This window comes from Petrotoga sibirica DSM 13575, from assembly GCF_002924625.1.
Taxonomy (GTDB): domain Bacteria; phylum Thermotogota; class Thermotogae; order Petrotogales; family Petrotogaceae; genus Petrotoga; species Petrotoga sibirica.
Map to the genome: position 1 here is coordinate 1 of NZ_JAHC01000003.1, position 25,228 is coordinate 25,228.

A 25,228-nucleotide genomic window follows, 5' to 3' on the forward strand; every position below is an offset into this window, starting at 1 on the left:
GCGGGGCAAAGGGGCGCTAAAGGGGATTGTGGGGAATTTAAAATGATGGAGATATTTTCTTATTCCAGATATATATTTTAAAGTAAGTTTCAGAATTTCTAAAGAGAAAATCAATAAAAGACAGGAGGCTACAAAATGATAGAAGCCGAATTAAAAAAAGAAGTCGCAGAATTTGCGAAATTAGTATGGGACAGAAAACTTACGGATGGAACGGGCGGAAATATGAGTATAAAATATGGAGGCAAAATATTTATCACTCCAACGTCGACTATAAAACACTTTCTAACAGAGAAAGATATCATCACCATAGATAAAAACGGGAACAAAATCGACGGACTTAAAGAACCTTCTTCAGAAAGAAAAATGCATATAAAAATATACGAAAAAGCAAATGATGTAAACGCGGTTATTCATGCTCACCCAATGTATGCTACCTCTTTTGCAGTAACCTTTGAGAAATTACCTATAAACGCTCTTCCAGAATCTTCTTTAGTATTGGATCCAATAACCTATATACCATATCAAATGCCAGGTACTCAGGAATTTGCGGATGCTTTTAACGAAGGTTTAGAAAAGGGATCTCGGGTATTCGTTCTCCAAAACCACGGTGTTACGGTTGCAGGAAAAGACATGAATGAAGCATATGTAAAGTTGGAAACCTTAGAATTTCTCGCTCAAGTTTCATTCGTTTCTAAACTCTATTCTAAAGTGAATGAAATACCAGAAGAAAAAATAACTGCCTTCAAAGAATTTTTCAGAAGAAACAAGGAGGGCCAATGATGGAGTTAACTGAGATAAAAGAAAAAATAAAAAATTTCAAAATAGAAGTTCCTTCATGGGGATTTGGAAAATCCGGAACAAGATTCCATGCTTTTCATATTCCTGGTGAAGCCAGAAATGTTTATGAAAAGATTGATGACGCTGCATTTGTAAACAAAATAACCGATTCCGTATCTGCTGTTGCAATACATATACCGTGGGACAAAGTTGAAGATTACAAGGCTTTAAAGGAGTATGCAGAAGAAAAAGGATTAAAAATAGGTGCAGTCAATCCAAATTATTTTGAAGACGAAGACTACCTATTTGGTTCACTGAGTAATTCTAACTTAAAAATAAGACAAAAAGCTATTGATCAAACTTTTGAATGTATAGAAATTATGAAACAAACAGATTCAAAAATTTTATCCATGTGGATCCCAGATGGTTCTAATTATCCTGGACAGATAGATTTCAATAAATCTTTTGAATTGCTGGAAGATTCATTAAAACAAATCACGAGACATTTAGAAAAAGATATGACTATGCTTTTAGAGTATAAATTCTTTGAACCTGCTTTTTATTCGACATTACTATTTGATTGGGGAACTTCATATATGTTGTCAAAAGAATTAGGAGAAAATGTGAAGGTACTTGTTGATTTAGGTCATCATTCACAAGGAACAAATATTGAATTTATAGTTTCTTTGTTATCTCAAAAAAAGAAGTTAGGTGGGTTTCACTTCAATTCAAGAAAATACGCCGATGATGATTTAACTGTTGGCTCTCTCAATCCGTATGAATTATTTCTGATCTTCGTTGAGCTCAACAAATTTTTTGACCTTTCTGCAGAAAGTCAAAACCAAAAGATTAGCTTGGTATTAGACCAAAGTCACAATGTAAAACCAAAAATCCCTGCGGTAGTACAGCCCTTAAATAATCTACAAATCACCTATGCAAAGTCTTTACTTGTAGATTATGAAAAATTGAAGCAAGCCCAAGAAAACCATGACGTTATAGAAGCAGAAGAGATTTTAAAAGAAGCATACGAAACAGATGTAAGGGAAATCTTAAGGGAGGTGAGAAAAGAAAAAGGATTACCTGAAGATACAGTAAAGTACGTAAAGGAGAGTGAGGAGTACTGGAAGATGGTGAAGGAAAGAGAAGAGTTTTAAAATTTAGAAAAGTTATGTTAAATCTCAAGGAGAGGTGAATTATGAAAAAAAATTATTATTGTAGTCTTGAGTTTAGTTGTTTTTTTAAGTGTTTTTTCCCAAATGGGAGTAGTACCTCGTGAGGAAACTTTAACAATTAGTCAAATATCAAGATACGCTTATATTAATAATTACAACATTTGGAATAGCAGTATTCCAAACCATATTAGACATACATTACTATTTGATACATTATGGTACGTGGACCAACATACTGGAGAATGGATAAATGCCTTAGCAGAGAATGAACCTATATATAATGATGACTATACAGAAATGACAGTTAAATTACGAAAAGGAATTTTTTGGAGCGATGGTGTTGAATTTACAGCGGATGATGTTGTATTTACAGTAAATTATTTGATGGAAAACCCGGGCTTAAGGTGGAGCTCAGAATTTAGGCAATATGTAAATGACGTAAGAAAATTAGATGATTACACTGTTCTTTTTATATTTAAAGAGCCTAACCCTCGATTTCAGTACTATTTTACAGCACGTTATGACGCAGCATATATTATGCCAGAACACTATTGGAAGAATGTACAAGATCCTCTTACAGATGATTTTTATCCTCCAATCTCTTTAGGCCAATATACTTTAAAAGATACCGATCCTACTGGCTATTGGACGTTATATGAAAGAAGGGAAGATTGGGAAAGATCGTCCCCGGGAATTGTTACTGGGGAACCAGGTCCAAAATATATAATGAGCGTATTTTACAATACTTCTACGGCTAAAGCAATGGCAATGGAAAGAAACGAATTGGATCTATTTATGGATATAGATACTGAAACTTTTAAAGAAATGAATCTAAGAAATCCGAATATTAGACCCTGGTATCAAGATTTCCCATGGGCTTATCCTGACGAAATTGACCAAAGAGACTTAGGCTTTAATTTAGAGAAATATCCTTACAACTTAAAAAATGTTAGGTGGGCACTCACTCTTTCTCTAGATATTGTATATTTAGTTACAAATTATATGGGCGGTGTTGTAAGGGTTAATCCAATTCCTCAACCAGCAACCTCTTATCATATGGAGCATTTTCATATACCAATGCTAAGTTGGCTCGAAGAATTAGAAATTGAAGTTAATGGAAATGAAACCTTTAAACCATTTGATAAAAATATACCTTTTGAAATAGCTGCATGGGCAAAAGAAGCAGGTTATGAAGTTCCACAAGATCGTGATAAAATTATCCAACAGTGGGGAATAGGTTGGTGGAAATATGCCCCAGATGTAGCAGAAAAGTTGCTTATTAGTGAAGGTTTTTCCAAAAACAAACAAGGTAAATGGCTCCTTCCAAACGGAGATTCATGGAAAATATCAATAATTGCTGCGCCAGATGAAGTTGACGCCTACACACAAGCTTTATGGGCAGCTAATAATTGGCGAAAATTTGGTATAGAGGTCCAAGTAGAATCAGTAGAAAGGGACCCTTTTTATCTTCGTACTGGTTTAGGAGATTTTGAAATCACTACAATATGGACCTTAGGAGGAGGTGCCAGTGGATTTATAGATAAATGGCCCTTCATTCAGGGATATCATTCAAGTTATTACACCCCTCTAGGTGAATCAGCAATAACAGATAACTCAATAAGAGTAAAATCAAAAGAACTTGATACAATAATTGATGAATTAGGCGCAACTCCACCAGAGGAGGAGGAGAAGGTGTTGAAATTGTCCCAGAAATATTTAAAAACATGGGTTGAAAATCAGTACACTATAACTACTACGAGCTTTAAAAAGTTTATCACATTTAATGGAACATATTGGACTAATTTCCCTACAGCAGAAAATCCTTATGGACAACCTCTTTACTGGTTTATAGGAGGAAAATTTACTCTTCCATATATACAACCCATAAATAAGTAAATAAGTAGAACAAGGGGACTCCTTTGGAATCAATTGCCTTTGAAGGAGCCCCTTTTAATGAGGGTTTTTATATCCCTACATATTATAGAAGGAGTGATATAAAATAGTATGAAAAAAGGGTTTTTGAACTATTTTCTTCCGAGAATAATTCAATATTTTATTGTTATTTTTATAGGGGTGACCGTTGCCTTTATCATACCGAAACTTTCACCAGTGGATCCAGTAGAAAGTGTTTTAAACAAAATGAGCGGATATTCGGTCATGAATCCAGAAGCTGTTACCGAGATGAGAGAAACGTTGCAATCTATGTTTGGAACGGAAAAGAAGATTTTTATTCAATATGTAGAATTTTGGGGAAGAATATTAAAAGGTGATTTTGGGCCCTCTTTAACAATGTTCCCTGTACCAGTAATGGATGTTATAATGACTTCACTTCCTTGGTCAATGTTTTTGCTTTTAACCGCAGTTTTCATTGCTTGGCTGTTAGGAATTATTCTTGGCACTATTATAGGTTTAAATTCCCAAAAAATATGGACTAAGTTCCTAGAAGGTTTCGTAACTTTTTTATATCCCATACCTCATTACATTGTAGCTTTGTTATTGCTTTTTTTATTTTCTTACTTGTTTCCAATTTTTCCTTTAACAGGGACTTATGGAATAGGTTCAACACCTCAGTTCAGTTTATCTTTTTTAGGGGAAGTTGTTAAACATTCTTTTCTTCCTGCTCTTTCTATTGTTTTAGTTTCGCTTGGATGGAGGGCACTAAGTCAAAAGAGTTTAGTTTCAAACCTTCTTTCCTCAGATTTTATGAGATATGCAAAAATCGGTGGGGTCCCAAAACAAACTAGATTTTTTTTATTTGATTTCTAATAGTGCTCTTCCTCAAGTAACCGATCTTGCTTTATCTTTAGGTACGATCTTCAGTGGGTCTTTAATCGTAGAAATAGTATTCTCTTACCCTGGGATTGGTCAAGTTCTTCAAAGTGCCATTTTGCAAGGAGATTACAATACACTAATGGGTATAGTAACTCTATCTATTATTGCTATCGCAACTGCTGCACTAATTTTAGATTTAAATTATCCACTTTTAGATCCAAGAATAAGGAGGGGTTGAGTAAATTATGAAATTAAAATCTTTTATAAATTTCATAAAATTGGATAAAAATTTATTATTCGCATTTATCTTATTATCTATTATTTTTGTGATGATATTAATAGGTGCATTTTCATCTTACGATCCTTCACAGTATTTTCTTTTACCAAAAGACAAACCTCCAACATTAACTCATTTAATGGGTACAACATCCTTAGGGCAAGACACTTTTTTAACTTTAACAAAAGCTCTTCCAACATCACTTTTAATAGGCCTAATTTCAGCTTTTTTTTCAAGAATATTAGCCATATTTCTTGGTACTTTCGGTGGTTACAGAGGTGGAAAAACAGATGGAATTATTTCTGTAGTAGCAGAAAGCTTTATTGTTATTCCAAGGTTGCCTTTATTAATATTAATTTCTTTTACTTTTAGACAACAATTAAATCCGTTAAGTATGGGATTTATTTTAGCTATACTTGATTGGGGATGGCCTTCCAAAAGGTATAGAGCTCAAATGTTGTCTTTAAGAGAAAGAGAATTTACTCAAAATGCTAAATTCTCTGGGATGGGTGATATAGAAATCATTATAAAAGAATATATGCCTTTTTTGATTCCATACATAATTGTTGACATAATAAGTGGAATAATATGGGCTATAGGAATGGAAACTACCTTATCCGTTTTGGGTCTCTTTGATTTAGAAATCCCTACTATAGGAACAATGATCTATTGGGCTAACTATTATAACGCAATGTACAGAGGACTATGGTGGTGGTGGTGGTGGGTATTTCCTGTTATATTTTTAATTATAGCAATTTTTGGATTGTATCTTTTATCTGTTAGCTTACAAAATTATTTGGATCCTACTACTCGCATACAAAGAATCAAAGTTTCTAAAAAACAGGCGGTGAAAGTATGAATCCAATTATAAGTGTTAAAAATTTAAAATCCTTTTATATATCTAACATTCTTGACGTCACAGTAGTAGTAAAAGCAGTTAACAATGTCACTTTTGATATATTTGATGATGAAATTGTAGGAATTGCAGGAGAATCAGGTTGTGGAAAAACCACTTTATTAAATACCTTAATGGGAATAATAGACCCCCCTCTAAAAGTATTCGGAGGAGAAATTAAATACAATCTAAACAATAAATACTATGATATCGTGAAATTAGAAGAAGATGAAAAGACTAAATTAAGGTGGAATGTTGTTTCTTACATTCCACAAGGGTCTATGAGTATATTAAACCCCATCAGAAAAATAAAGAAAATTTTCTTTGATTTCGCTAAATCTCATGAAGATTTAGATGAAAATAAATTCGAAAGAATTGTGGATGAAAGATTAGAGAGTTTAAAGTTACCTTTAAGAGTCAAAAACTCTTACTCCCATCAACTATCCGGTGGAATGAGACAGAGAGTTGCTATTGCCCTTGCTACAATTTTTAAACCAAAAATAGTTATTGCAGACGAACCCACTACAGCTTTAGACGTAGTTATGCAGCGGGATATTATCGATCTTTTGAGTGAGATACATGAAGAAGAAAAAAATACTATGATATTGGTTAGCCATGATTTATCGATACATGCGAATATCTGTGCCAGAATAATGATAATGTATGCGGGGCAAATAGTAGAAATAGGTAAAACTGAAACGATTTTTGAAAATCCTCTTCATCCTTATACAAAGTTTTTAATAAATTCTTTACCTATAATAGGAGACAAAAAAGTTAGAGAAGCTGCTCCTGGGAAACCTCCCTCATTATTAAATCTTTCAGAAGGTTGCCCGTTTCATGAAAGATGTCCAATTGCTTTACCTATATGTTCAAGGAAGAATCCAAGATTGAAATGGAAAACCGAAGACCATGCCGTTGCATGTTTTTTACATGGAGGTGAAGACACTTATCATGAGCAAATTAATGCTAAAACATATATCTAAAATTTTCAAAGTGGGTAGCTATCTTAGCAGAACTTATGTAGAAGCTGTCAAAGACATTAATTTAGATTTTGATTTGGATAAGCCATTTATTTTTACTTTAGCCGGAGAGAGCGGTAGTGGTAAATCTACATTAGCAAAACTTATTCTAGGAGTTGAAGATGTTACAAAAGGAAAAATAATATTCAATGGTAAAAATATAGTGACTATGCAAAAACACGAGAGAAAAAATTATTTAAGAAATGTTCAACCAATATTCCAAAATCCTTTTGAAACTTTTAACCCATTAAGAACCGTTATTTCATATTTGAACACTACCGCTATCAAATATTGTGATGATGTGGAAGAAAACAATACAAGAAAAATCAAGAAATTAGTTCAAAGTAGTTTAGAAAAAGTAGGATTATCATATGAAGAAGTCGAGGGAAAATATCCAAACGAATTTTCTGGAGGACAACTACAAAGGATATCTGTTGCTAGAGCATTGATTCCTTCACCAAAGTTATTAATAGCTGACGAACCCGTTTCAATGGTTGATGCATCTTTAAAAATGAGTATAGTCAATCTGTTTAAAGATTTAAAAGATGAATTCGGTATAAATATAGTTTATATTACACACGATTTAGCTACCGCTTATTACATTAGTGATTATATAGCTATAATGTTGAGAGGTCAAATCATAGAAAGAGGAGGTGTTGAAAATGTTTTAACTAATCCACTTCACCCATACACAAAACTATTAAAAGATTCAATATTGGAACCTATACCAAAAAAATATAAAAGAAAAAAAGTAAAAAAAGCTTCTTTTGAAGTAGAAGAATATAATTTACAAGGATGTAAATTTGCTCAACGATGTCCTTTTGTTATGGATGTATGCAAAGAAAAAAACCCCAAAGAAATCAGGTTAGAAGATAGATGGGTAAAATGTTTCTTATATGAAAATGAAAAAGACAAAACAAAAACTAATTTAAATAGTTTAACTTAGAGGAGGTTAAAAAATGAATTTTTATATTGCTAGTACAAAAGTAAATTATTCAGCAAATCCGTTAGCTTTAAAAGATACAAGGCCCAGGCTGTCGTGGGTAGTTGAAACCAGTGAAAAAAGGAAAAAACAAAGTGCCTATCGAGTTTTAATATCATCATCTCAACAACTCATTGAACAAGGTGAAGGAAATATATGGGATACTCACAAAATTGAAAGTGAAGATAATTACTGCTACTATAGCGGTGAAGAATTGGAAAGTTTCAAAAGATATTACTGGAAAGTTAAAATATGGGATGAAAAAGGAGAGGAAAGCACTTGGAGTAAAGTATCTTTTTTTGAAACTGGACCTTTGAGTAAAAGCGATTGGAAAGCAAAATGGATCACAAAAAGAGATTTAAAAACCTTCTATTCTGCAGGTGATTTTAGCATAGAAAAATTCAAGCACTACCATGCTGCATATTTTAGAAAAACATTTGAAATTAAAAATGAGATACAGAGTGCTAGAGCATATATCAGTGGGTTAGGGTTCTACGAACTTTATTTAAATGGAGAAAAAGTAGGGAATAATGTTCTTGATCCTGGACAATCAGAATATTCCAAAGAAGCTTTGTTTAATGTCTACAATATTATCTCTTTTCTTACGGGGCAGAATTGTGTAGGGGTGATTTTAGGTAACGGAAGGCATTTGGAACAATTTGGATATTCGAAACCAAAACTTATAATTCAAATATTGGTCGAATATGTAAATGGAGAAAAAGAATATATATTAAGTGATGAAAGTTGGGCTTCATCTCATGGACCTTTACAGGAAAATGGAATATATTACGGTGAAAAATACAATCGAACATTAGAAATGCCAGGTTGGAACACTTACCATTTTGATGCTTCAAATTGGGAAGAAGTAGAAATTACAAAAGGCCCAAATTTGAGGTATCAAAATATGCCACCAATTAGGGTCACAAAAATTCTCAAGCCCAAAAAAATTTACTCTCTAAAACCAGGAGTATTTGTATATGATTTTGGTCAGAACTTTACAGGTTGGGTAAAAATTAGTGTATCTGGTCCTAAAGGTGCGCAATTAAAACTAAGACATAGCGAACTAGTCAATGAAGATGGCTCTTTAAAAACTAATACAATTCGTAAAGCTGAAGCTACAGATACGTATATCCTAAAAGGTGAAGGTAAAGAAAGCTACGAACCACGATTCACTTACCATGGTTTTAGATATGTGGAAGTAAGCGGATCCCCATTTGTTCCTACAATAGAAAATATAGAAGGTCGTTTTGTTCATTCAGATGTAGAAAAGGTTGGTGATTTTTACTGTTCAAATGAACTTATAAATAAAATCCATAAAAATATATTGTGGGGACAATTGAGTAACCTACATAGTATTCCCACAGATTGCCCTCAGCGAGACGAAAGATTTGGATGGATGGGAGATGCACAATTATCTGCGGAAGAAGCAATATACAATTTTGATATGAGCCTTTTTTATGAAAATTATCTTCAAGAGATAAAATTATCACAAAAAGAGGATGGCTCAATTTCTGATGTTGTACCTGCCTATATAAAACTTTATCCTGCAGATCCCGCATGGGGAACAGCTTACATAACGATAGCTTGGTACTTGTATAAATACTATAAAAATGAAAAAGTTTTGTCAGATCACTACGAATCTATGAAAAAGTACGTAGAGTTTTTACATAAGAGTAGTGAAAACAATTTGCTAAAAAAATTGGGCAAATTTGGTGATTGGTGCCCTCCAGGAACTATATCTCCTAAAAAGACCCCTGTAGAGTTTACTTCAACATGGTACTACTACAATGACGTTTACCTCTTTTCGAAAATTGCTGAGGTTTTAGGAAAAGAAAAAGATGCTCAACATTACTTTGAATTATCTGAAAACATTAAAAAATCTTTTAATGACTACTTTCTTAAAGATTATGGTTACGAAAGTAGAATGTTTGGACCGGTAGATCGATTAATTTCTCAAACATCTCAAATTCTTCCTTTATACTATAACATGGTTCCGAATGATAAAAAAGAATTTATTTTAGAGAAATTGATAAACAATATTGTGGAGCATCAGGATTCTCATCTAGATACAGGAATAGTGGGAACAAGGTATTTATTCGATGTGCTAAGTGAAAATGGATACTCAGACCTCGCCTTTAGAATAGCAACCCAAGAAAGCTATCCAAGCTGGGGATACATGATTAAAGAAGGCGCAACAACCGTTTGGGAGAGGTGGGAAAAGTTAGAAGCTGGAGGAATGAACTCACAAAATCATATTATGTTAGGTTCTGTAGATACCTTTTTTTACAAATATTTGGCTGGAATATCTTTAGACAAAGATGGCTGGAAAAAAGCTAGAATCAAACCACATTTAGTTGGAGAAGAAAGATTTGCCTCAGCTAAAATTAAAACAATAATAGGCGAATTTCAGGTTTCATGGGAAAAGGGAGAAAATTTATTTAAACTCTCAGTAGTAATACCTTTTGGAACGGAAGCTGATGTATTTATCCCCAAATTATGGAATGAATTTAACTTGAAAGAAGAAAGAGAATTATTGTTCGACAACGAACAAATTAAAGATTTTAAAGAAAGAAATAGTATTAAACTAAAAGAGTATAATGAAGAAAATATAATCTTAAATTTAGGTAGTGGTCAATATTACTTTGAATTAGAAAAGAAATAAAGGAGAATCCATAATGTTGTATCCTAAGAAAATGGAAAAATTAACAGAGGAGCTTTTTAAAGATCCACCTAGTGAATATAGAGGCGCACCTTTTTGGGCATGGAATTCAAAGCTGAATCCTAATGAATTGAGTGAACAAATAGGTGCTTTTAAATTAATGGGGATGGGTGGTTTTCATATTCATTCAAGAACTGGTTTAGCAGTAAATTACCTAAGTAACGAATTTATGAATCTAGTAAACTTTTGCAACGAGAAAGCAAAAAAAGAGAAGATGCTTTGTTGGCTATACGACGAGGACCGCTGGCCGTCAGGATTTGCGGGTGGATACGTTACAAAAGATGACGGGTATAGGCAACGCTTTCTCGTTTTTACCCCTTTTGAATATGATGATTTAGAGAAAACTGTCACTCATCCAACCGCTCTAGGAGACAAAATAGAAGGTAAAAAAAGAAAACTTCTTGGAAAGTATGAAATATCTTTAAAAAACGGCTATTTAGTTCATTATAAGAGATTAAAAGACAACGGTAAAGTGAGAAATGGTTCAGATGTATGGTGGGCTTATCTTGAAATAGCTACAGATGATCCTTGGTTTAACAATCAATCATATGTTAATACACTAGATAAACATGCAATTCTAAGGTTTTTAGATATAACTCACGAAAAATATTACAAAGAATTAGGAAAAGATTTTGGTAAATCTATTCCTGCTATTTTTACTGACGAACCTCAATTTGCCAAAAAAAGTTGCTTACCATTTTCAGATGAAAAGAAGGAGGTAATTCTTCCATTCACAGATGATTTAGAAGAAAGTTATTATAATACCTACAACGAAAGTTTAATAGACCATCTTCCCGAACTGATATGGGAATTACCGAATGATCAAGTTTCAGTTGTTAGATATAGGTACCATGATCACTTAACAGAACGTTTTGTATCAGCATTTGCTGATACGATAGGAAATTGGTGTGAAAAGCACGAGATTATGTTAACAGGTCATTTAATGGAAGAACCTACTCTAGAATCTCAAACAGCTGCTGTTGGCGAAGCTATGAGATCGTACAGATCTTTTCAACTTCCTGGGATAGACATGTTATGCGATTGGAGAGAATTTTCTACAGCAAAGCAAGCTCAAAGTGCTGCACATCAATATGGTAGAGAAGGTGTCTTAAGTGAGATATATGGTGTTACCAACTGGGATTTTGATTTCAGAGGTTACAAACTGGCAGGAGATTGGCAAGCTGCTTTGGGAGTTACCGTGAGGGTTCATCATCTCACATGGTATTCTATGGAAGGAGAAGCTAAAAGGGATTATCCCCCCAGCATTGGATACCAAATTCCTTGGTACAAAGAATATTCTCTAATTGAAAATCATTTTTCTCGTTTAAATACCGTTTTAACAAGAGGCAAGCCTGTAGTAAGGGTAGGGGTAATACATCCAATCGAGTCTTATTGGTTACACTGGGGACCAAAAGATAAGACCGCTACTAAAAGAGAAGAATTGGAGACAAATTTTAAAAATATCATAGAATGGTTGCTTTTCGGTCTCATAGATTTTGATTTTATATCTGAATCGTTATTACCTTCTTTGTCAGAAGTTCAAGAAAAAGATACCTTCCAAGTTGGTAAGATGAATTACGAAGTTATAATAGTTCCTGGTTGTGAAACCCTTAGAAAAACGACCTTGGAAAGGCTTTATATGTTTCAGAAATCTGGTGGAAAAATAATATTCCTTTCAGAACCTCCAAAATTTGTGGATGCATTTGAAACTGATAGAGTTAAAGAATTGGCTAAAAAATCATTAATTATACCATTTTCCAAAAGTGCATTGTTACAAGAACTCAAACAGTACAAGGATATAGAAATATTCAAAGAAGATGGTATGCCTTCTGATAACCTATTTTTACAACTGAGGTGTGAAGAAGACAAAAGATGCCTGTTCATCTCGCATGTATATAAAATGAAAAATTCTGATATTGCACAAAAAGAAAAAATATCTATCATAATTAAAGGAATATGGGATCCTGTTATCTATGATACCGTAAATGCAGAAACAAAACAGTGTGAGGCTGAAATAAAAAATGGAACAACCATGATAAAGCACGATTTTTATCCACATGATAGCTTATTGTTAGAATTAAAACCCTTCCAACCACGTAAAAAAGAACAAAAGAAAAACACATTGTCACCTATGAAAGAAATTCAAATAGAAGAACCGGTTTTTTACTCATTATCAGAACCGAATGTTGTTGTGCTTGATATGGCGGAATATTCATTTGACAACGGTGAATGGCAATCAAAAGAAGAGATATTAAGAATAGACAACAAGGTTAGAGAACTTTTAGGATATCCATTTAGAAAAAAGAAAGTCGCTCAACCATGGACTAACAAAGAAGAAGAACCATATGAACACTTGCTGAAATTAAAGTACACAATAGAATCCAAAATAGAAGTAAACGATCCATTATTGGCTTTAGAAAACCCGGAAAACACAAAAATTATTGTTAACGGTAAAAAAGTAGAATCTAAACTTTCGGGTTGGTTTGTAGATAAATGTATAAAAAAGGTTCAGATACCAAATTTACCAAAGGGATTTTCAGAAATTATACTTGAAATACCTTTCATTTCTAAAACAAATATTGAATGGAATTATTTATTAGGAGACTTTGGTGTAGAAGTTAGGGGAAAACATGTAAAAATTGTTGAACCTAAAAAAGAACTATCATTTGGAGATTGGGCTAATCAAGGGCTTCCCTTTTATGCTGGTAATATAACTTATCATTGTACAATTGAATGTGAAGAAGAAGGATTTGCAGAACTAGAAGTCCCACATTTTAGAACTGCTTTGCTCTCAGTATCAGTAGATGGCTATGAAAAAGGAAAGATTGCTTTCGCTCCTTATACATTAGCATTAGGTAAACTCTCAAAAGGAAAGCATACAATAGACATTACCGCTTATGGAAATAGAATAAATGCTTTTGGAACCATACATAACTGCGATGAAACCTATTCTTGGTTTGATCCAGATGCTTGGAGAACAACGGGGAATCAATGGTCATATGAATACAGACTTAAACCTATGGGAATTCTAATCTCTCCCAAATTAATAATTAAAACAAGTAAAGACTAAATCATCATTTCATTGACATCTTAGAAACAAAATGATTTTAAAAAAGTGTCACAAGGCAAAATTTTATAGAGGAGGTATTACAAATGAGAAGATACAAACTGTTTTTAAACGGTGAATTTGTTGAGTCATCTTCTGGTAAAATGATAAAGGTAATAAATCCAGCCAACGAAGAAGTAATCTCCGAGGTTCCTGAAGCAACGATTGAAGAAACTAAAAAAGCTATAGATGCAGCATATGAAGCTCAAAAGAAATGGGAAAAATTGCCAGCTATAGAAAGGGCAAAATATTTAAAAAAGATCGCAGATGGCATAAGAAAAAACGCTAAGATGTTAACAGAAATATTAATGGAAGAACAAGGTAAAATTAGAAGTTTAGCAGAAACTGAGATAAATTTCACTACGGATTACATCGACTACATGGCTGAATGGGCTAGAAGAATTGAAGGAGAGATCATCCCAAGCGACAAACCAAATGAAAATATTTTCCTATATAAAGCGCCAATTGGTGTAGTTGCGGGGATACTTCCATGGAATTTTCCTTTTTTCTTAATTGCCAGAAAAATGGCCCCAGCGTTGATTACAGGAAATACTATAGTTGTAAAACCAAGTTCCGATACTCCAAACAACGCCTTTGAGTTCGCAAAGATAGTTGCAGAAAGCGACTTACCAAAAGGTGTTTTCAATTTGATAACAGGTAGAGGTTCAGTTGTTGGTGAAGAGTTAGCTTCCAATCCAAAAGTCGGAATGGTAAGTTTTACTGGAAGTGTTGAAGCAGGTTCAAAAATAATGGCATTAGCTTCAAAAAACATCACAAAAGTATCTTTAGAGTTGGGAGGAAAAGCTCCTGCAATAGTTATGGATGATGCCAACATAGATGATGCGGTAAAATATATAAAACAATCAAGGGTAATAAATACAGGACAAGTTTGCAACTGTGCCGAAAGGGTATACGTGCATGAAAAGGTAGCAGATGAATTTATTGAAAAAATGACTATAGCAATGGAAGACACAAAATACGGTGTTCCTTTAAAAGAAACCAATATAGAGATGGGACCTTTGATCAACAAGAACGCTCTTGAATCTGTTAAAGGATTCGTTAAAAGAGCTATAGATCAAGGGGCAAAACTGTTAACAGGAGGAGAAGACAGTAAATTTGAAAAAGGATACTATTACAAAGCTACAGTTTTAGCCAATTGTACTCAAGATATGGAAATAATTCAAAAAGAAGTTTTTGGTCCAGTACTTCCCATCGTTACTTTCAAGGATCTTGATCAAGCCATTGAATATGCAAATGACTGTGAGTATGGTTTAACATCGTCTATTTACACTCAGAACCTAGACGTTATGATGAGAGCGGCAAATGAAATAAAGTTTGGTGAGACTTATGTAAATAGAGAAAATTTTGAAGCTATGCAAGGCTTTCACGCTGGCTGGAGAAAATCTGGTATCGGTGGAGACGATGGAAAACATGGTTTAGAGGAATTTCTAAACACACATGTATTGTATATTCAATACAATACTAACAAGAAATGATTTTTATAATTTTGAAGGTGTGAAAAAATGAGAGTTAAAATTCCATATGGTAAAGAAGTAAAAAAATTAGATTTAGATGAAAACTTAAATGTTTCTTTATTAAAAAAGCCGGAAGCTAAGGGCGTGTGGAGTGCTTTTGACATTGAGATGATGAAAGCGTTGAGTTCTCCTTTTGGCACCCCCTCTCTTTCAACCTTGGCTAAAAGGAAAAAAGACTGTTGCATAGTTATTTCGGATACCACAAGACCCGTACCAAATTCTCTTATTTTGCCCTATATAATCTTTGATTTGAGGTTTGCTGGCATTAAAAAGGAGAATATAACAATTTTGATCGCAAATGGTTCACATGAACCACTCCCAGAAAGTATGTTTGAAGAATTAGTTGGTAAAGAAGTTTTGGATGAAAATATAAAAATAATTAATCACGATGCATACGATTATACTCAATTGAAAAAGATTGGGGAAACTTCTTCTGGTTGCCCCGCTATTGTGAATAAAAAATATTTAGAAGCGGACTTAAAGATCTGTACAGGTTTAATAGAACCCCATTTTATGGCAGGATATTCAGGGGGAAGAAAGTCAATCTGCCCAGGAATCGTTGGCATTGAAACCTTGAAAGTATTTCATGGTGTTCAGGCAATGGGAGATCCACATTCAAAAAGCTGTCAGTTAGAAAATAATCCTGTCGATAAGATCGCCAGAGAAGTGGCTTTGATGGCTGGATGTGATTTCATAGTAAACGTTTCTTTAAACGGGAAAAAAGAAGTGAATGGGATTTATGCAGGTGATATCTTTCAAGCTCACGAAGTAGGTTGTAATATGGTAGCATATGATTCAATAGTGAAAATTAAAGAACCTGTGGATATAGTGATAACCTCAAATGGGGGATATCCTTTAGACCAGAACTTTTATCAAACCATTAAAGGTTTAGTTGAAGCTTCAGAGATTTTAAAACCTGATGGAGTAATAATAATGGCTTCAAAATGCGAAAAAGGCATCGGAAAGAAAGAATTTAAAGAATTCCTTTTAGAAGTAAAAGAGAAGGGAATAAAAGAATTTTTAAAAAACCATGATTCGTCAGAAACTTTCAAAAGCGATCAATGGGAAGTGCAAAAGTTAACTCAAGTATTAGAGAAAACGAAAAACATTTTCATGTTGTCATCGTTAGATGAAGAAGAGTACACGTATACTTTTTCAAATAAAATCAGCAGTTTAGAAGGAGGATTAAAAAACGCTTTAAAATTAAAGGGACACCGTGCCAAGATATCTTTAATTCCTCAAGGGCCTTACGTTGTTGGAAAGATAAAAAATTGAAAAGGAGCTATGTTTCATGGAAATATGCATATTAGTCAAACAAGTACCTTCCACTGACAAGGTACAGATAGACGAGGAAACGGGAACAATGATAAGAAGTGAATTAGAATCCGAACTCAACCCATTGGACATGTACGCAGTCGAAGAAGCAGTGAGAATAAAAGAAAATACACCACAAACTAAGATAACGGTAGTAACGATGGGGCCTTCTTCAGCAGAATATGCAATAAAAGAAGCTATATCCATGGGATGTGATGAAGGAGTATTGCTAACCGATAGAAGGTTTGCCGGTGCTGACACATTAGCAACCGCTTATACGTTGAGTCAATATTTAAAAGACAAACATTACGACATAATATTCGCCGGTGAAAGGGCAACAGACGGGGAAACAGGTCAAGTAGGACCATCTGTTGGCACACAATTAGATATTCCTATACTAACCTATGTCAACAAAATAATTAACATAACTAACGACACGATAACCGTTCAAAGGGCTATAGAAGGCGGGAACGAAATTATTCAAACCGAGTTACCAGCTTTAATAACAGTTGTAAAGGAAATAAACGAACCCAGATTACCGAATTTAGAAAACAAACTAAAAGCTAAGAGAAGTATTATAAGAATAATGAGTAATCAAGAGTTAAAAATAGAGGAAGAAAAGATAGGACTTAAAGGATCTCCAACAAGGGTTGTAAAGGTATTCTATCCAAAGATATCAAGAAATGGTGAAAAAGTAGTAGTAAAAACTCCACGAGAAGCCGTAGAAAAAATAACAAACTTTCTAAAAGAAAAAGGCGTGATATCATGAACCAAGAATACAAAGGCGTATGGACGATAGCGGAGATAAATGATGGAAAAATAGAAACGGTATCGTACGAATTGCTATCATGGGGAAAGGACTTAGCCACAAAATTGAACGTTGAACTATCAAGTGTAGTAATATCAAACAAAGTGGAGAATTTGGATAGTCTTATTCAATATGGGGCTGACAACGTATACTATGTTGAAGATGAAAAACTAGAACATTTCTATCCAGATGTACACACAAACATACTGAATAAAATGGTAGAAGATTTTAAACCTGAAATAATACTAGCATCTGCAACTACAAGGGGAAGAACTCTCATGCCTGCTCTTGCTGCAAAATTAAATACGGGTTTAACAGCAGATTGTACAGATTTTGAAATAGAAGAAAAAACGAGATCATTGATACAAATAAGGCCTGCTATAGGTGGAAACGTGATGGCAAAGATAAAAACTATAACAAAACCACAGATGGCTACGGTAAGACCTAAATCGAAACTACCTTTAGCTAAAGACCAAAACAAAAAAGGAAAAATAACAAAAATAGAATATGGAGAAGAACTCTTTCGATCAAAATATAGGTGGATAGAATTTAAAAAAGACGAAACTAGCGTACAACCACTTCAACAAGCCGATGTAATCGTAGCTGGGGGTAAAGGTTTAAAAAAGCCTGAGAATTTCAAATACTTACAAAATCTATCAAAAAAATTAAAGGGCGCAGTTGGGGCGACTAGGGCGGTAGTAGATATGGGGTGGATAGACTACTCTCACCAAGTGGGACTTTCCGGAAAAACCGTTAGCCCAAAACTGTACATAGCGATAGGAATATCTGGTGCGGTACAGCACTTAGCTGGAATGTCGTCATCTAAATATATTATAGCGATAAACAAAGATCCAGAGGCACAGATTTTCAAGGTATCTGATCTTGGAATTGTATGTGATGCTTTGGATATACTACCGTTGTTAGAAAAAGAAATAAAATCAGGTGATCAAAATGAGTGAATACAGAAAGGTAACTACCAATACCGTTGAAAAATTGAGAAAAATATTAAAAAACGATGCACTATTGATATACGATGATACCGAAAGTCTAAAAAGCTACTCCAACGATGAATCAGGTGGAGAGTATTACGCACACATGCCAGATGTTGTAGTAAAACCAGAAACCAAAGAGCAAATATCCCAAATAATAAAACTGGCAAACGACGAAATGATCCCTATAACACCGCGAGGAGCTGGCAGTGGGTTGGCTGGGGCTGATATACCAATATTTGGAGGAATAGTAATATCCCTTGAGAGAATGAACAGAATAATAGAAATAGATTCAGAAAACTTAGTCGCTGTGGTTGAACCAGGTGTAGTCACGAACGATCTATGTAGAATGGTATCAGAAAAAGGATTATACTATGCAGGATATCCCATGAGTGTAGAAACAAGTTTCATTGGAGGCAACGTTGCTACCAATGCAGGTGGAAGTAAGGTAATAAAATATGGAAACACAGCTCACCATATATTGGGATTAGAGGTAGTAATGCCTAACGGTGAGATAGTCGAATATGGGGGGAAAAGAAGAAAAGATTCAAGCGGTTACAACCTTTTACAACTTTTCATTGGCTCAGAAGGAACGCTCGGAATATTCACAAAGATATACGTAAATCTCATACCCCAGCCAGGAAAAGTCGTTGACCTGCTGGTTCCGTTTGAAAGTGTAGAAAAGGCTATAAGCAATGTAGCACCATTAATGGTCGAGACAAAGAGTCTACCCTCAGGAATAGAATTCATAGACAAGAAATCCATTTACTATGCTTCAAAATACACTGGAATGAAATTACCCTACCAAGACGAGGTAGAATCTTATCTCATAGTTCAATACGAGGCAACCAGCTTGCAAGAGATTGAAGAATTGTACGAAAAAGGTGGAAAAGCCTTACAAAAAAACGGAGCAAAAGATGTGTTCATAGCAGATAACAGGAGTAACTCTGAAAAGATATGGCGTATGAGAAGGAACTGGTTGGAAAGTTTAAAAGCTGTAGATCCGTATGTACCAACTGGAGATGTCGTAGTACCAACATCTAAGATACCTGAAATTATGAATTACATAAACGAAGTATCAAACGAATTCAAAATAGATATCCCTGTAGCAGGGCATGCAGCAGATGGTAACCTCCATCCTGCACCATTAAAACCAAAAAATCTGCCTCCGGATGAATGGAAAACCATGTCGGAAGAGATTCTTGAAAAAATAGCGATGAAAGCTTCCCAAATGGGTGGAGCTATAAGCGGGGAACACGGAGTAGGGTTCATAAAAAAGGAGTTACTAAAAAAGACAAAACTAAAACAGTACAAATGGATGCAAGAGGTAAAAGAAGCATTTGACCCTAATAACATCATGAACCCAGGGAAGTTGTTCTAAAAAATACTTAAAGAAAAGGTGATAATCTTGAAATATCTACACTTAGCTATTGACCTCGGGGCGTCAGGTGGAAAAGTAATGGCAGGTAACATTCAGAATGACAAACTTATTTTGAGTGAAGTAAACCGTTTTTCAAATTCCCCGGTTGAAATAAATGGAATATCTTATTGGAACATTTTGAATTTATATAATCATATAATTGAAAGCATTCAAATAGCTCAAAAAAATGATCAAAAGATACTATCTTTAGGAATAGATAGTTGGGGAGTGGACTTTGGACTTTTAAACGAAAATGGTTATTTAATAAACAATCCAATTCATTATAGAAATATGTTTAAGACGAATATAATGCAAGAGGCAATAGAAAAAGCTGGCAAGAAATGGATATATGAACACTCTCCAACACAGTTTCAACCATTCAATACATTGTACCAAATATTAGCCTACCAAAAATACGCTCCAGATTTTGTCAAAATATCAAAATACCTTTTGATGATCCCTTCGTTATTAAATTATTTTTTAACAGGTGAAAAAGCTATTGATTTCACAATGGCTTCAACTACCCAGATTTATAACCATAGAAAAAGAAAGTGGGACGAAGAAATAATAAAAAAGTTTGACATTCCTGATATATTACCTGAAATAGTCCCTGCAGGTACGAAAATTGGTAAAATAAAAAAAGATGTTTTAAATAACAATTCAAACATAGATGTAATTCTTCCAGCCAGTCATGATACTGGATCCGCCTATGCCGCAATTGCTTCAGATCCTTCAGATACCTTGTTCATTAGCTTAGGAACATGGTGCTTGACTGGTGCTATTGTCAAGGAGGTCCCATACAACGAAGAACTCATGGAAAACAATTTAGCCGCAGAGGGTTGTTTGGATGGATCTTTTAGAATATTGGCAAACGTAACAGGAATGTGGTTAATTCAAGGTATTATAAAAAGTCTTAACTTGCCGGATAACAGCGATACTTATCAAAAAATTACAGAAATGGCACAGAATGCAAAACCATTTTCTTCTTATATCAATGTAGATGATCCTTCTTTACAAAACCCACAAGACATGATACAGGCAATAATTCAACAATCTATAAAAGATAATGATACCGTTTTGAATGAAACATCTCAAGTTATAAGAACGGCATTGGAAGGGATTGCCTTCAAAGTGAATGAAATTAAAGAAAAACTATCAAATATATTGAAAATCGATTTTAAAAGGATTCATGCGGTAGGTGGGGGAACCAGAAATAAATTATTTTGTCAATTCATTGCAGACGCAACCGGGCTAACTGTTTTAACTGGCCCTATTGAAGGAACAGCCGTAGGAAACTTAGTCTCTCAGTTATACGCCTTGGAACTTGTAAAAAACTTTGAGGAAGCACGGGACTTAATAAAAAGATCTTTCGACTTTCAATGTTTTGAGCCAAAAGAACATGATATCTGGAAAGAGGCTTTTATTTCTTTTAAAAAGAAAAAATGATATAATTAATACGATTAATTGGCGAACACTTGTCCGCTTTTTGTATATGAAAGAAGTGGGATCAGGGACAAAACCTACCATGATCTACTAGGCCGAAGTGGCGCTAACAAATGTTTTTGTGTTTCCAAAGACAGTAGGTAAAATTTAAAAAGGAGTTCTAAAACTTTCTCAAGAAAGTTATTAAATAATGAATATTAAAAACAAAGTAGTGGAATTATGCAAAAAGATATCACAAGTTGGAGGTGAAAATATAAAAAAGCCTGGTTGGTTAATAACATTGGTTATTCTTTTAGTAGGCTTAATGTATTCACAAGAAGTAAAAAACGGTCAGTATGGAGGACTTGGTGGTGGAGATATTGGTGCTCAGTGGCTTGATGTAGAAGAGTTAAATACACAGTTAAAAGCCGCTGGACTTCCTGAATTAAAAGATGTGGCTTTGGTTAACGGCGGTGGCGGTTATGGAGTAATGGGAAGAATTATAATAGGAGGAGAAGGATATGGTATAACCACTAAAGAGAAATCGGGTGGAAAAACAGTACAACTCGACATTGGTTATGGAACATTTAATGTTGGTTATTCGATTCTTTCTAAACAAGCTTTTCGAATGTATGTTCTTGGAGGTATTGGTGGTGGTGAAATATCCTTGAAAATTTTTCAAAACCCTGATTCTACTGATTTTGAAGACAATTTGTCCACTTTCAATGAAAATACTTTTTCTACCGAATTTCCTATCTTTAAAGTAGGAATAAATGCTGATTACATATTATCTTTTAGTAATGATAAGGCAGCCGGAGGTTTGGCTATTGGTTTAGCAGTAGGGTACACATATGCCCCTGTGGAATGGGTAAGTGAATGGAAATTATCTGATAGAAACATGGGTGGAGTACCAAATTTTGGACCCACAGGTCCATATATCACTTTTAGAATAGGTGGTGGAGGATTCGCCTTTTAAAAAAAGAAAGGTGTTTAAAATGAGATATCTAAATTTTGGAATAGGTGATAAAATCCCAGAGTTTTCACTTAAAGATGTTGATGGTAATCAGATTAATAGCAAGGATTTTATTGGAAAGTGGCTTGTGCTCTATTTTTATCCGCGAGATAACACTCCTGGTTGTACTAAAGAAGCAGTTGGTTTTTCAAACTACTTAGAAGATTTTAAAAAATATAATTGCCAAATAGTGGGGGTAAGTCCCGATACTGTAGAAAAACATGCAAAATTTAAAGAAAAACACAATTTAAAAGTGATTTTGCTAAGTGACCCTGAACATTCCATTCTTGAAAAATTTGGCGTTTGGCAACTAAAAAAGAATTATGGTAAAGAAAATTGGGGAGTTGTCAGATCAACAATCCTGATGGATCCAAATGGAATAATTAAAAAAGTATGGGAAAATGTAAGGGTGAAAGATCATGTTTTAGAGGTATTGGAAAGCTTGAAAGAACTATCAAACAACAGGGAGTAAACTCCCTGTTGTTTATAATAGTCTATTTTATTGAATTATTCTACTGCCTACTACCTAGTTGGCCATTGTACATGAACAAAGCGGTTTTGCTTTCACCGATCATTTGCAAAGTATCTACAATCTTCTTTGTATTAGCTTCCTCTTCAACTTGTTCGTTTACAAACCATTGGAGAAAGTTTTGAGTTGCGTGATCGTTTAACTCTTTTGCTAAGTCAACCAACTTGTCGATAGATTGTGTAACCGAAATCTCATGTTCATATGCATCTTTGAAGGCTTCTAGGGGGCTCTCCCATCCTTTCTTTGGTTTGTCAATACTATCTAATTCTACTACACCGCCTTTGTCGTAAATATAATCATACAACTTCTGTGCGTGAGTAAGCTCTTCCTTCGCTTGGACTTTCATCCACTTAGCAAATCCTTCTAAATTCAGTGAATCAAAATATGCCGCCATCGAATAATAGAGGTACGCGGAAAAAATTTCTTTGTTTATTTGTTCATTAAGGGCATTTAACATCTTATCTTCTAATTTCATATGCTTATTCCTCCTTGTGATTTTAAGTATGCTTTCTTTAGAAACTATAAAACTTTCTTCAAAACAGGCAATTGTCCTTATAATCCTTTTACAATCAAAATCATATTTTTGAAATTTAGCTATTCCTAAAGTCTCTAAAACTAAGTAAATTATAACTTATAATTTTTTCATTTATCAAAACATTACATTAATTAATACTTTAATTAAATAGAGGGATTCACTTTTTATATTAGTTTAGTTTACTGATTTTTTCTGATATGGTATAATTTTAAAGAAAACGCTTCCATGAAGGGGGAATCCATATGAAAAAATTGGGCTTATCCAAAGTTTATTGGTTTAACAAATTCGGTAACAAGATAGGAATTATGTTGATTCTTTTCGCTCTCATCCCAAGTGTTTTTTTTGTGATATACATTACCAATGCTATTCAACAAAGTTCTGAACAAAACGAGGCACAAGTATCTGCCTTGATTGAGTCTTTAAATCAGGATTATTTACATCAAATTAATAAATATAACTCTTTAATTCAAGAACAACTAAACCAATACAACGATTATTTATCAAATCAAATAGAAATAATTGAGGCACAATTTTCCGAACAGTTAGAAAAAAATTATACAGATTCTTTTGATAATTCTTTAGAAACCTTAAGTCACGTTTTCATCAATTTCATAGATACCCAAAAAAAATCACTTGAGAAATCAGGAAAAATGATAGCTTCTATTCCAGGTATTCAAGAGAAAACCGCTTCAAATTCTATTTCTTTGATTGAAAGATACAGTTTACTTGAACCTTACGTAACATCTCAACAGTACAACGGCATTCAACTTTGGATCATGAACACTCCTAATACGCGTGGAAGTGGTTTGGAAATAAGTTCAAAAAATGCTTCGTATAAAGTACAAAAAAAGGCTGAAACGTATTTACAAGGATATGAATATACAAAAGAGTTGAATATTGAAGACTTTTTAAATAACCAATTTAAAACAATTCTAGACATTGGTTATTTGACTCCAGTCATAAAAAGTAAGTCTTTCGATTCTACGCCTTATTTTATCGGAATTTTTCCCATTGTTGATCCTATTGCTACAAATACTGTAAATGGGTTTTTAGTAATATTAGAAGAGTTCGATAATCAGAAATTGTTGGAAATATCGAAACTTCTAGATGCATACATAACCTTATTCGATAAAGAGTATAAGGTTATTTATTCAAATCTACCAGAAGAGGAGGTTTCTTTAAACCAAAGTAAATTAAATGAGCAATTTATCACCGAAGAAATAATCAAAAAACAGTTGAGAAGCTTTTATTTTCAAATAGATGATTTTGACGGCATATACCTTCAAATTGCTAAAGGATTCCAAACATTAGAGACATCAGTTAACATTCCTTTACAAGCATTTTTTGAACTACCTTCATTATCGCCGAAACAAGTAGATTTTGAATTAGATTTAGGCTTGAATAAAATCATCAGAAACGTTACGTTTATACTGTTAATTCTAATCGTTATCATTATTGTTGTTTCTTATTTGTTTAGAAAACAATTCGGAAACAGAATTGAACGATTAACAAATGCCGTTGAAAAGCTTTCAGAAGGAGACCTAACGGTAAACTTTGAAAGTAAAAGCAAAGACGAGATTGGACAGATGGCCAACGCTCTATCAGAAATGAGTAAAGAACTAAGAAGATCCATGGGGTCAATAAAGCAGGCATCAGACAAAGTAGAAAACGCATCAGAAAGTCTAACGCAATCATCACAAGAAAGCAGAAAGAACTCAGAAGAACTCAAAAACCAGATGGACAAGATACAAACAAGCACGGAAGAAACGGCAGGAAACGTAGAAGAAGTAACGTCAGGGGTAGACGAAGTAGCAAGGGCGGCACAAGGTGTATCCCAAGACGCGCAAAGGCTAAGTGAAGAAGCAGATGAAACAAGTAAAGCTGCAGAAGAAGGAAGCAAAACGATAGAAAGCATAAGTCAAGCTGTGAAAGAAGCGGTAGAAAG

The 25,228-nt window shown here is 34.0% G+C and carries 20 protein-coding genes; 19 read left to right on the plus strand and 1 reads right to left on the minus strand.

The window, feature by feature from the left end; genetic code table 11:
• The first annotated feature begins 135 nt into the window (after window positions 1-135).
• The 18 genes from AA80_RS00575 (at window position 136) to bcp (ending at window position 22,691) form a co-directional block, all read left to right on the plus strand.
• Complete coding sequence (locus AA80_RS00575; protein ID WP_103875937.1) at window positions 136-780, plus strand: class II aldolase/adducin family protein; 645 nt, start codon at window positions 136-138, stop codon at window positions 778-780.
• The gene (rhaI, locus tag AA80_RS00580) at window positions 777-1,931 is read left to right on the plus strand and encodes an L-rhamnose isomerase (RefSeq protein WP_103875938.1); all 1,155 of its coding nucleotides are present in this window, start codon (window positions 777-779) and stop codon (window positions 1,929-1,931) included. Before AA80_RS00575 ends, rhaI begins: the two co-directional genes overlap by 4 nt.
• Window positions 1,932-2,033: 102 nt before the next feature.
• Window positions 2,034-3,845 carry an ABC transporter substrate-binding protein gene (locus AA80_RS00585; RefSeq protein WP_103875953.1) on the plus strand — a complete coding sequence of 604 codons (1,812 nt, stop codon included), beginning with the start codon at window positions 2,034-2,036 and terminating at the stop codon, window positions 3,843-3,845.
• 108 nt (window positions 3,846-3,953) lie between these two features.
• A complete protein-coding gene (locus AA80_RS10320) occupies window positions 3,954-4,715 on the plus strand; it encodes an ABC transporter permease (RefSeq protein WP_199177792.1) in 762 nt (253 codons plus the stop codon).
• Window positions 4,705-4,959, plus strand: a complete 255-nt coding sequence (locus tag AA80_RS10325) for an ABC transporter permease subunit (RefSeq protein WP_199177793.1) — start codon at window positions 4,705-4,707, stop codon at window positions 4,957-4,959. The genes AA80_RS10320 and AA80_RS10325 overlap by 11 nt, the downstream gene beginning before the upstream one ends.
• Before the next feature lie 7 nt (window positions 4,960-4,966).
• Window positions 4,967-5,857: an ABC transporter permease gene (locus AA80_RS00595; RefSeq protein WP_103875939.1), complete on the plus strand. Its 891-nt coding sequence runs from the start codon at window positions 4,967-4,969 to the stop codon at window positions 5,855-5,857.
• The gene (locus AA80_RS00600) at window positions 5,854-6,876 is read left to right on the plus strand and encodes an ABC transporter ATP-binding protein (protein ID WP_103875940.1); all 1,023 of its coding nucleotides are present in this window, start codon (window positions 5,854-5,856) and stop codon (window positions 6,874-6,876) included. Before AA80_RS00595 ends, AA80_RS00600 begins: the two co-directional genes overlap by 4 nt.
• Window positions 6,845-7,858 carry an ABC transporter ATP-binding protein gene (locus tag AA80_RS00605; RefSeq protein ID WP_103875941.1) on the plus strand — a complete coding sequence of 338 codons (1,014 nt, stop codon included), beginning with the start codon at window positions 6,845-6,847 and terminating at the stop codon, window positions 7,856-7,858. Before AA80_RS00600 ends, AA80_RS00605 begins: the two co-directional genes overlap by 32 nt.
• Before the next feature lie 13 nt (window positions 7,859-7,871).
• A complete protein-coding gene (locus AA80_RS00610) occupies window positions 7,872-10,556 on the plus strand; it encodes an alpha-L-rhamnosidase (RefSeq protein WP_103875942.1) in 2,685 nt (894 codons plus the stop codon).
• A gap of 13 nt (window positions 10,557-10,569) precedes the next feature.
• Complete coding sequence (locus AA80_RS00615; RefSeq protein WP_103875943.1) at window positions 10,570-13,683, plus strand: hypothetical protein; 3,114 nt, start codon at window positions 10,570-10,572, stop codon at window positions 13,681-13,683.
• Between the two features lie 83 nt (window positions 13,684-13,766).
• Window positions 13,767-15,215, plus strand: a complete 1,449-nt coding sequence (aldA, locus tag AA80_RS00620; RefSeq protein WP_103875944.1) for an aldehyde dehydrogenase — start codon at window positions 13,767-13,769, stop codon at window positions 15,213-15,215.
• A gap of 27 nt (window positions 15,216-15,242) precedes the next feature.
• Complete coding sequence (locus tag AA80_RS00625) at window positions 15,243-16,529, plus strand: nickel-dependent lactate racemase family protein (RefSeq protein WP_103875945.1); 1,287 nt, start codon at window positions 15,243-15,245, stop codon at window positions 16,527-16,529.
• Between the two features lie 16 nt (window positions 16,530-16,545).
• Window positions 16,546-17,337, plus strand: coding sequence for an electron transfer flavoprotein subunit beta/FixA family protein (locus AA80_RS00630; RefSeq protein ID WP_103875946.1), 792 nt, complete (start codon window positions 16,546-16,548; stop codon window positions 17,335-17,337).
• Window positions 17,334-18,335: an electron transfer flavoprotein subunit alpha/FixB family protein gene (locus tag AA80_RS00635; protein WP_103875947.1), complete on the plus strand. Its 1,002-nt coding sequence runs from the start codon at window positions 17,334-17,336 to the stop codon at window positions 18,333-18,335. The genes AA80_RS00630 and AA80_RS00635 overlap by 4 nt, the downstream gene beginning before the upstream one ends.
• On the plus strand, window positions 18,328-19,746 hold the full coding sequence (locus AA80_RS00640) for an FAD-binding oxidoreductase (RefSeq protein WP_103875948.1): 1,419 nt from the start codon (window positions 18,328-18,330) through the stop codon (window positions 19,744-19,746). Before AA80_RS00635 ends, AA80_RS00640 begins: the two co-directional genes overlap by 8 nt.
• An 18-nt stretch (window positions 19,747-19,764) precedes the next feature.
• Window positions 19,765-21,231, plus strand: a complete 1,467-nt coding sequence (locus AA80_RS00645) for a rhamnulokinase (RefSeq protein WP_255396806.1) — start codon at window positions 19,765-19,767, stop codon at window positions 21,229-21,231.
• Window positions 21,232-21,418: 187 nt separating this feature from the next.
• Window positions 21,419-22,183 (plus strand): hypothetical protein, encoded by a 765-nt coding sequence (locus tag AA80_RS00650; protein ID WP_103875950.1) that lies wholly within the window; start codon window positions 21,419-21,421, stop codon window positions 22,181-22,183.
• A 19-nt stretch (window positions 22,184-22,202) separates the two neighbouring features.
• Window positions 22,203-22,691 (plus strand): thioredoxin-dependent thiol peroxidase, encoded by a 489-nt coding sequence (gene bcp, locus AA80_RS00655; RefSeq protein WP_103875951.1) that lies wholly within the window; start codon window positions 22,203-22,205, stop codon window positions 22,689-22,691.
• A 40-nt stretch (window positions 22,692-22,731) separates the two neighbouring features.
• Here the strand turns inward: bcp and AA80_RS00660 are convergent, their stop codons facing one another.
• Complete coding sequence (locus tag AA80_RS00660) at window positions 22,732-23,223, minus strand: ferritin (protein ID WP_103875952.1); 492 nt, start codon at window positions 23,221-23,223, stop codon at window positions 22,732-22,734.
• Between the two features lie 302 nt (window positions 23,224-23,525).
• Here AA80_RS00660 and AA80_RS10195 point away from each other — a divergent pair.
• A partial coding sequence (locus tag AA80_RS10195) for a methyl-accepting chemotaxis protein (protein ID WP_244903558.1) occupies window positions 23,526-25,228 on the plus strand: 1,703 nt, incomplete at its 3' end.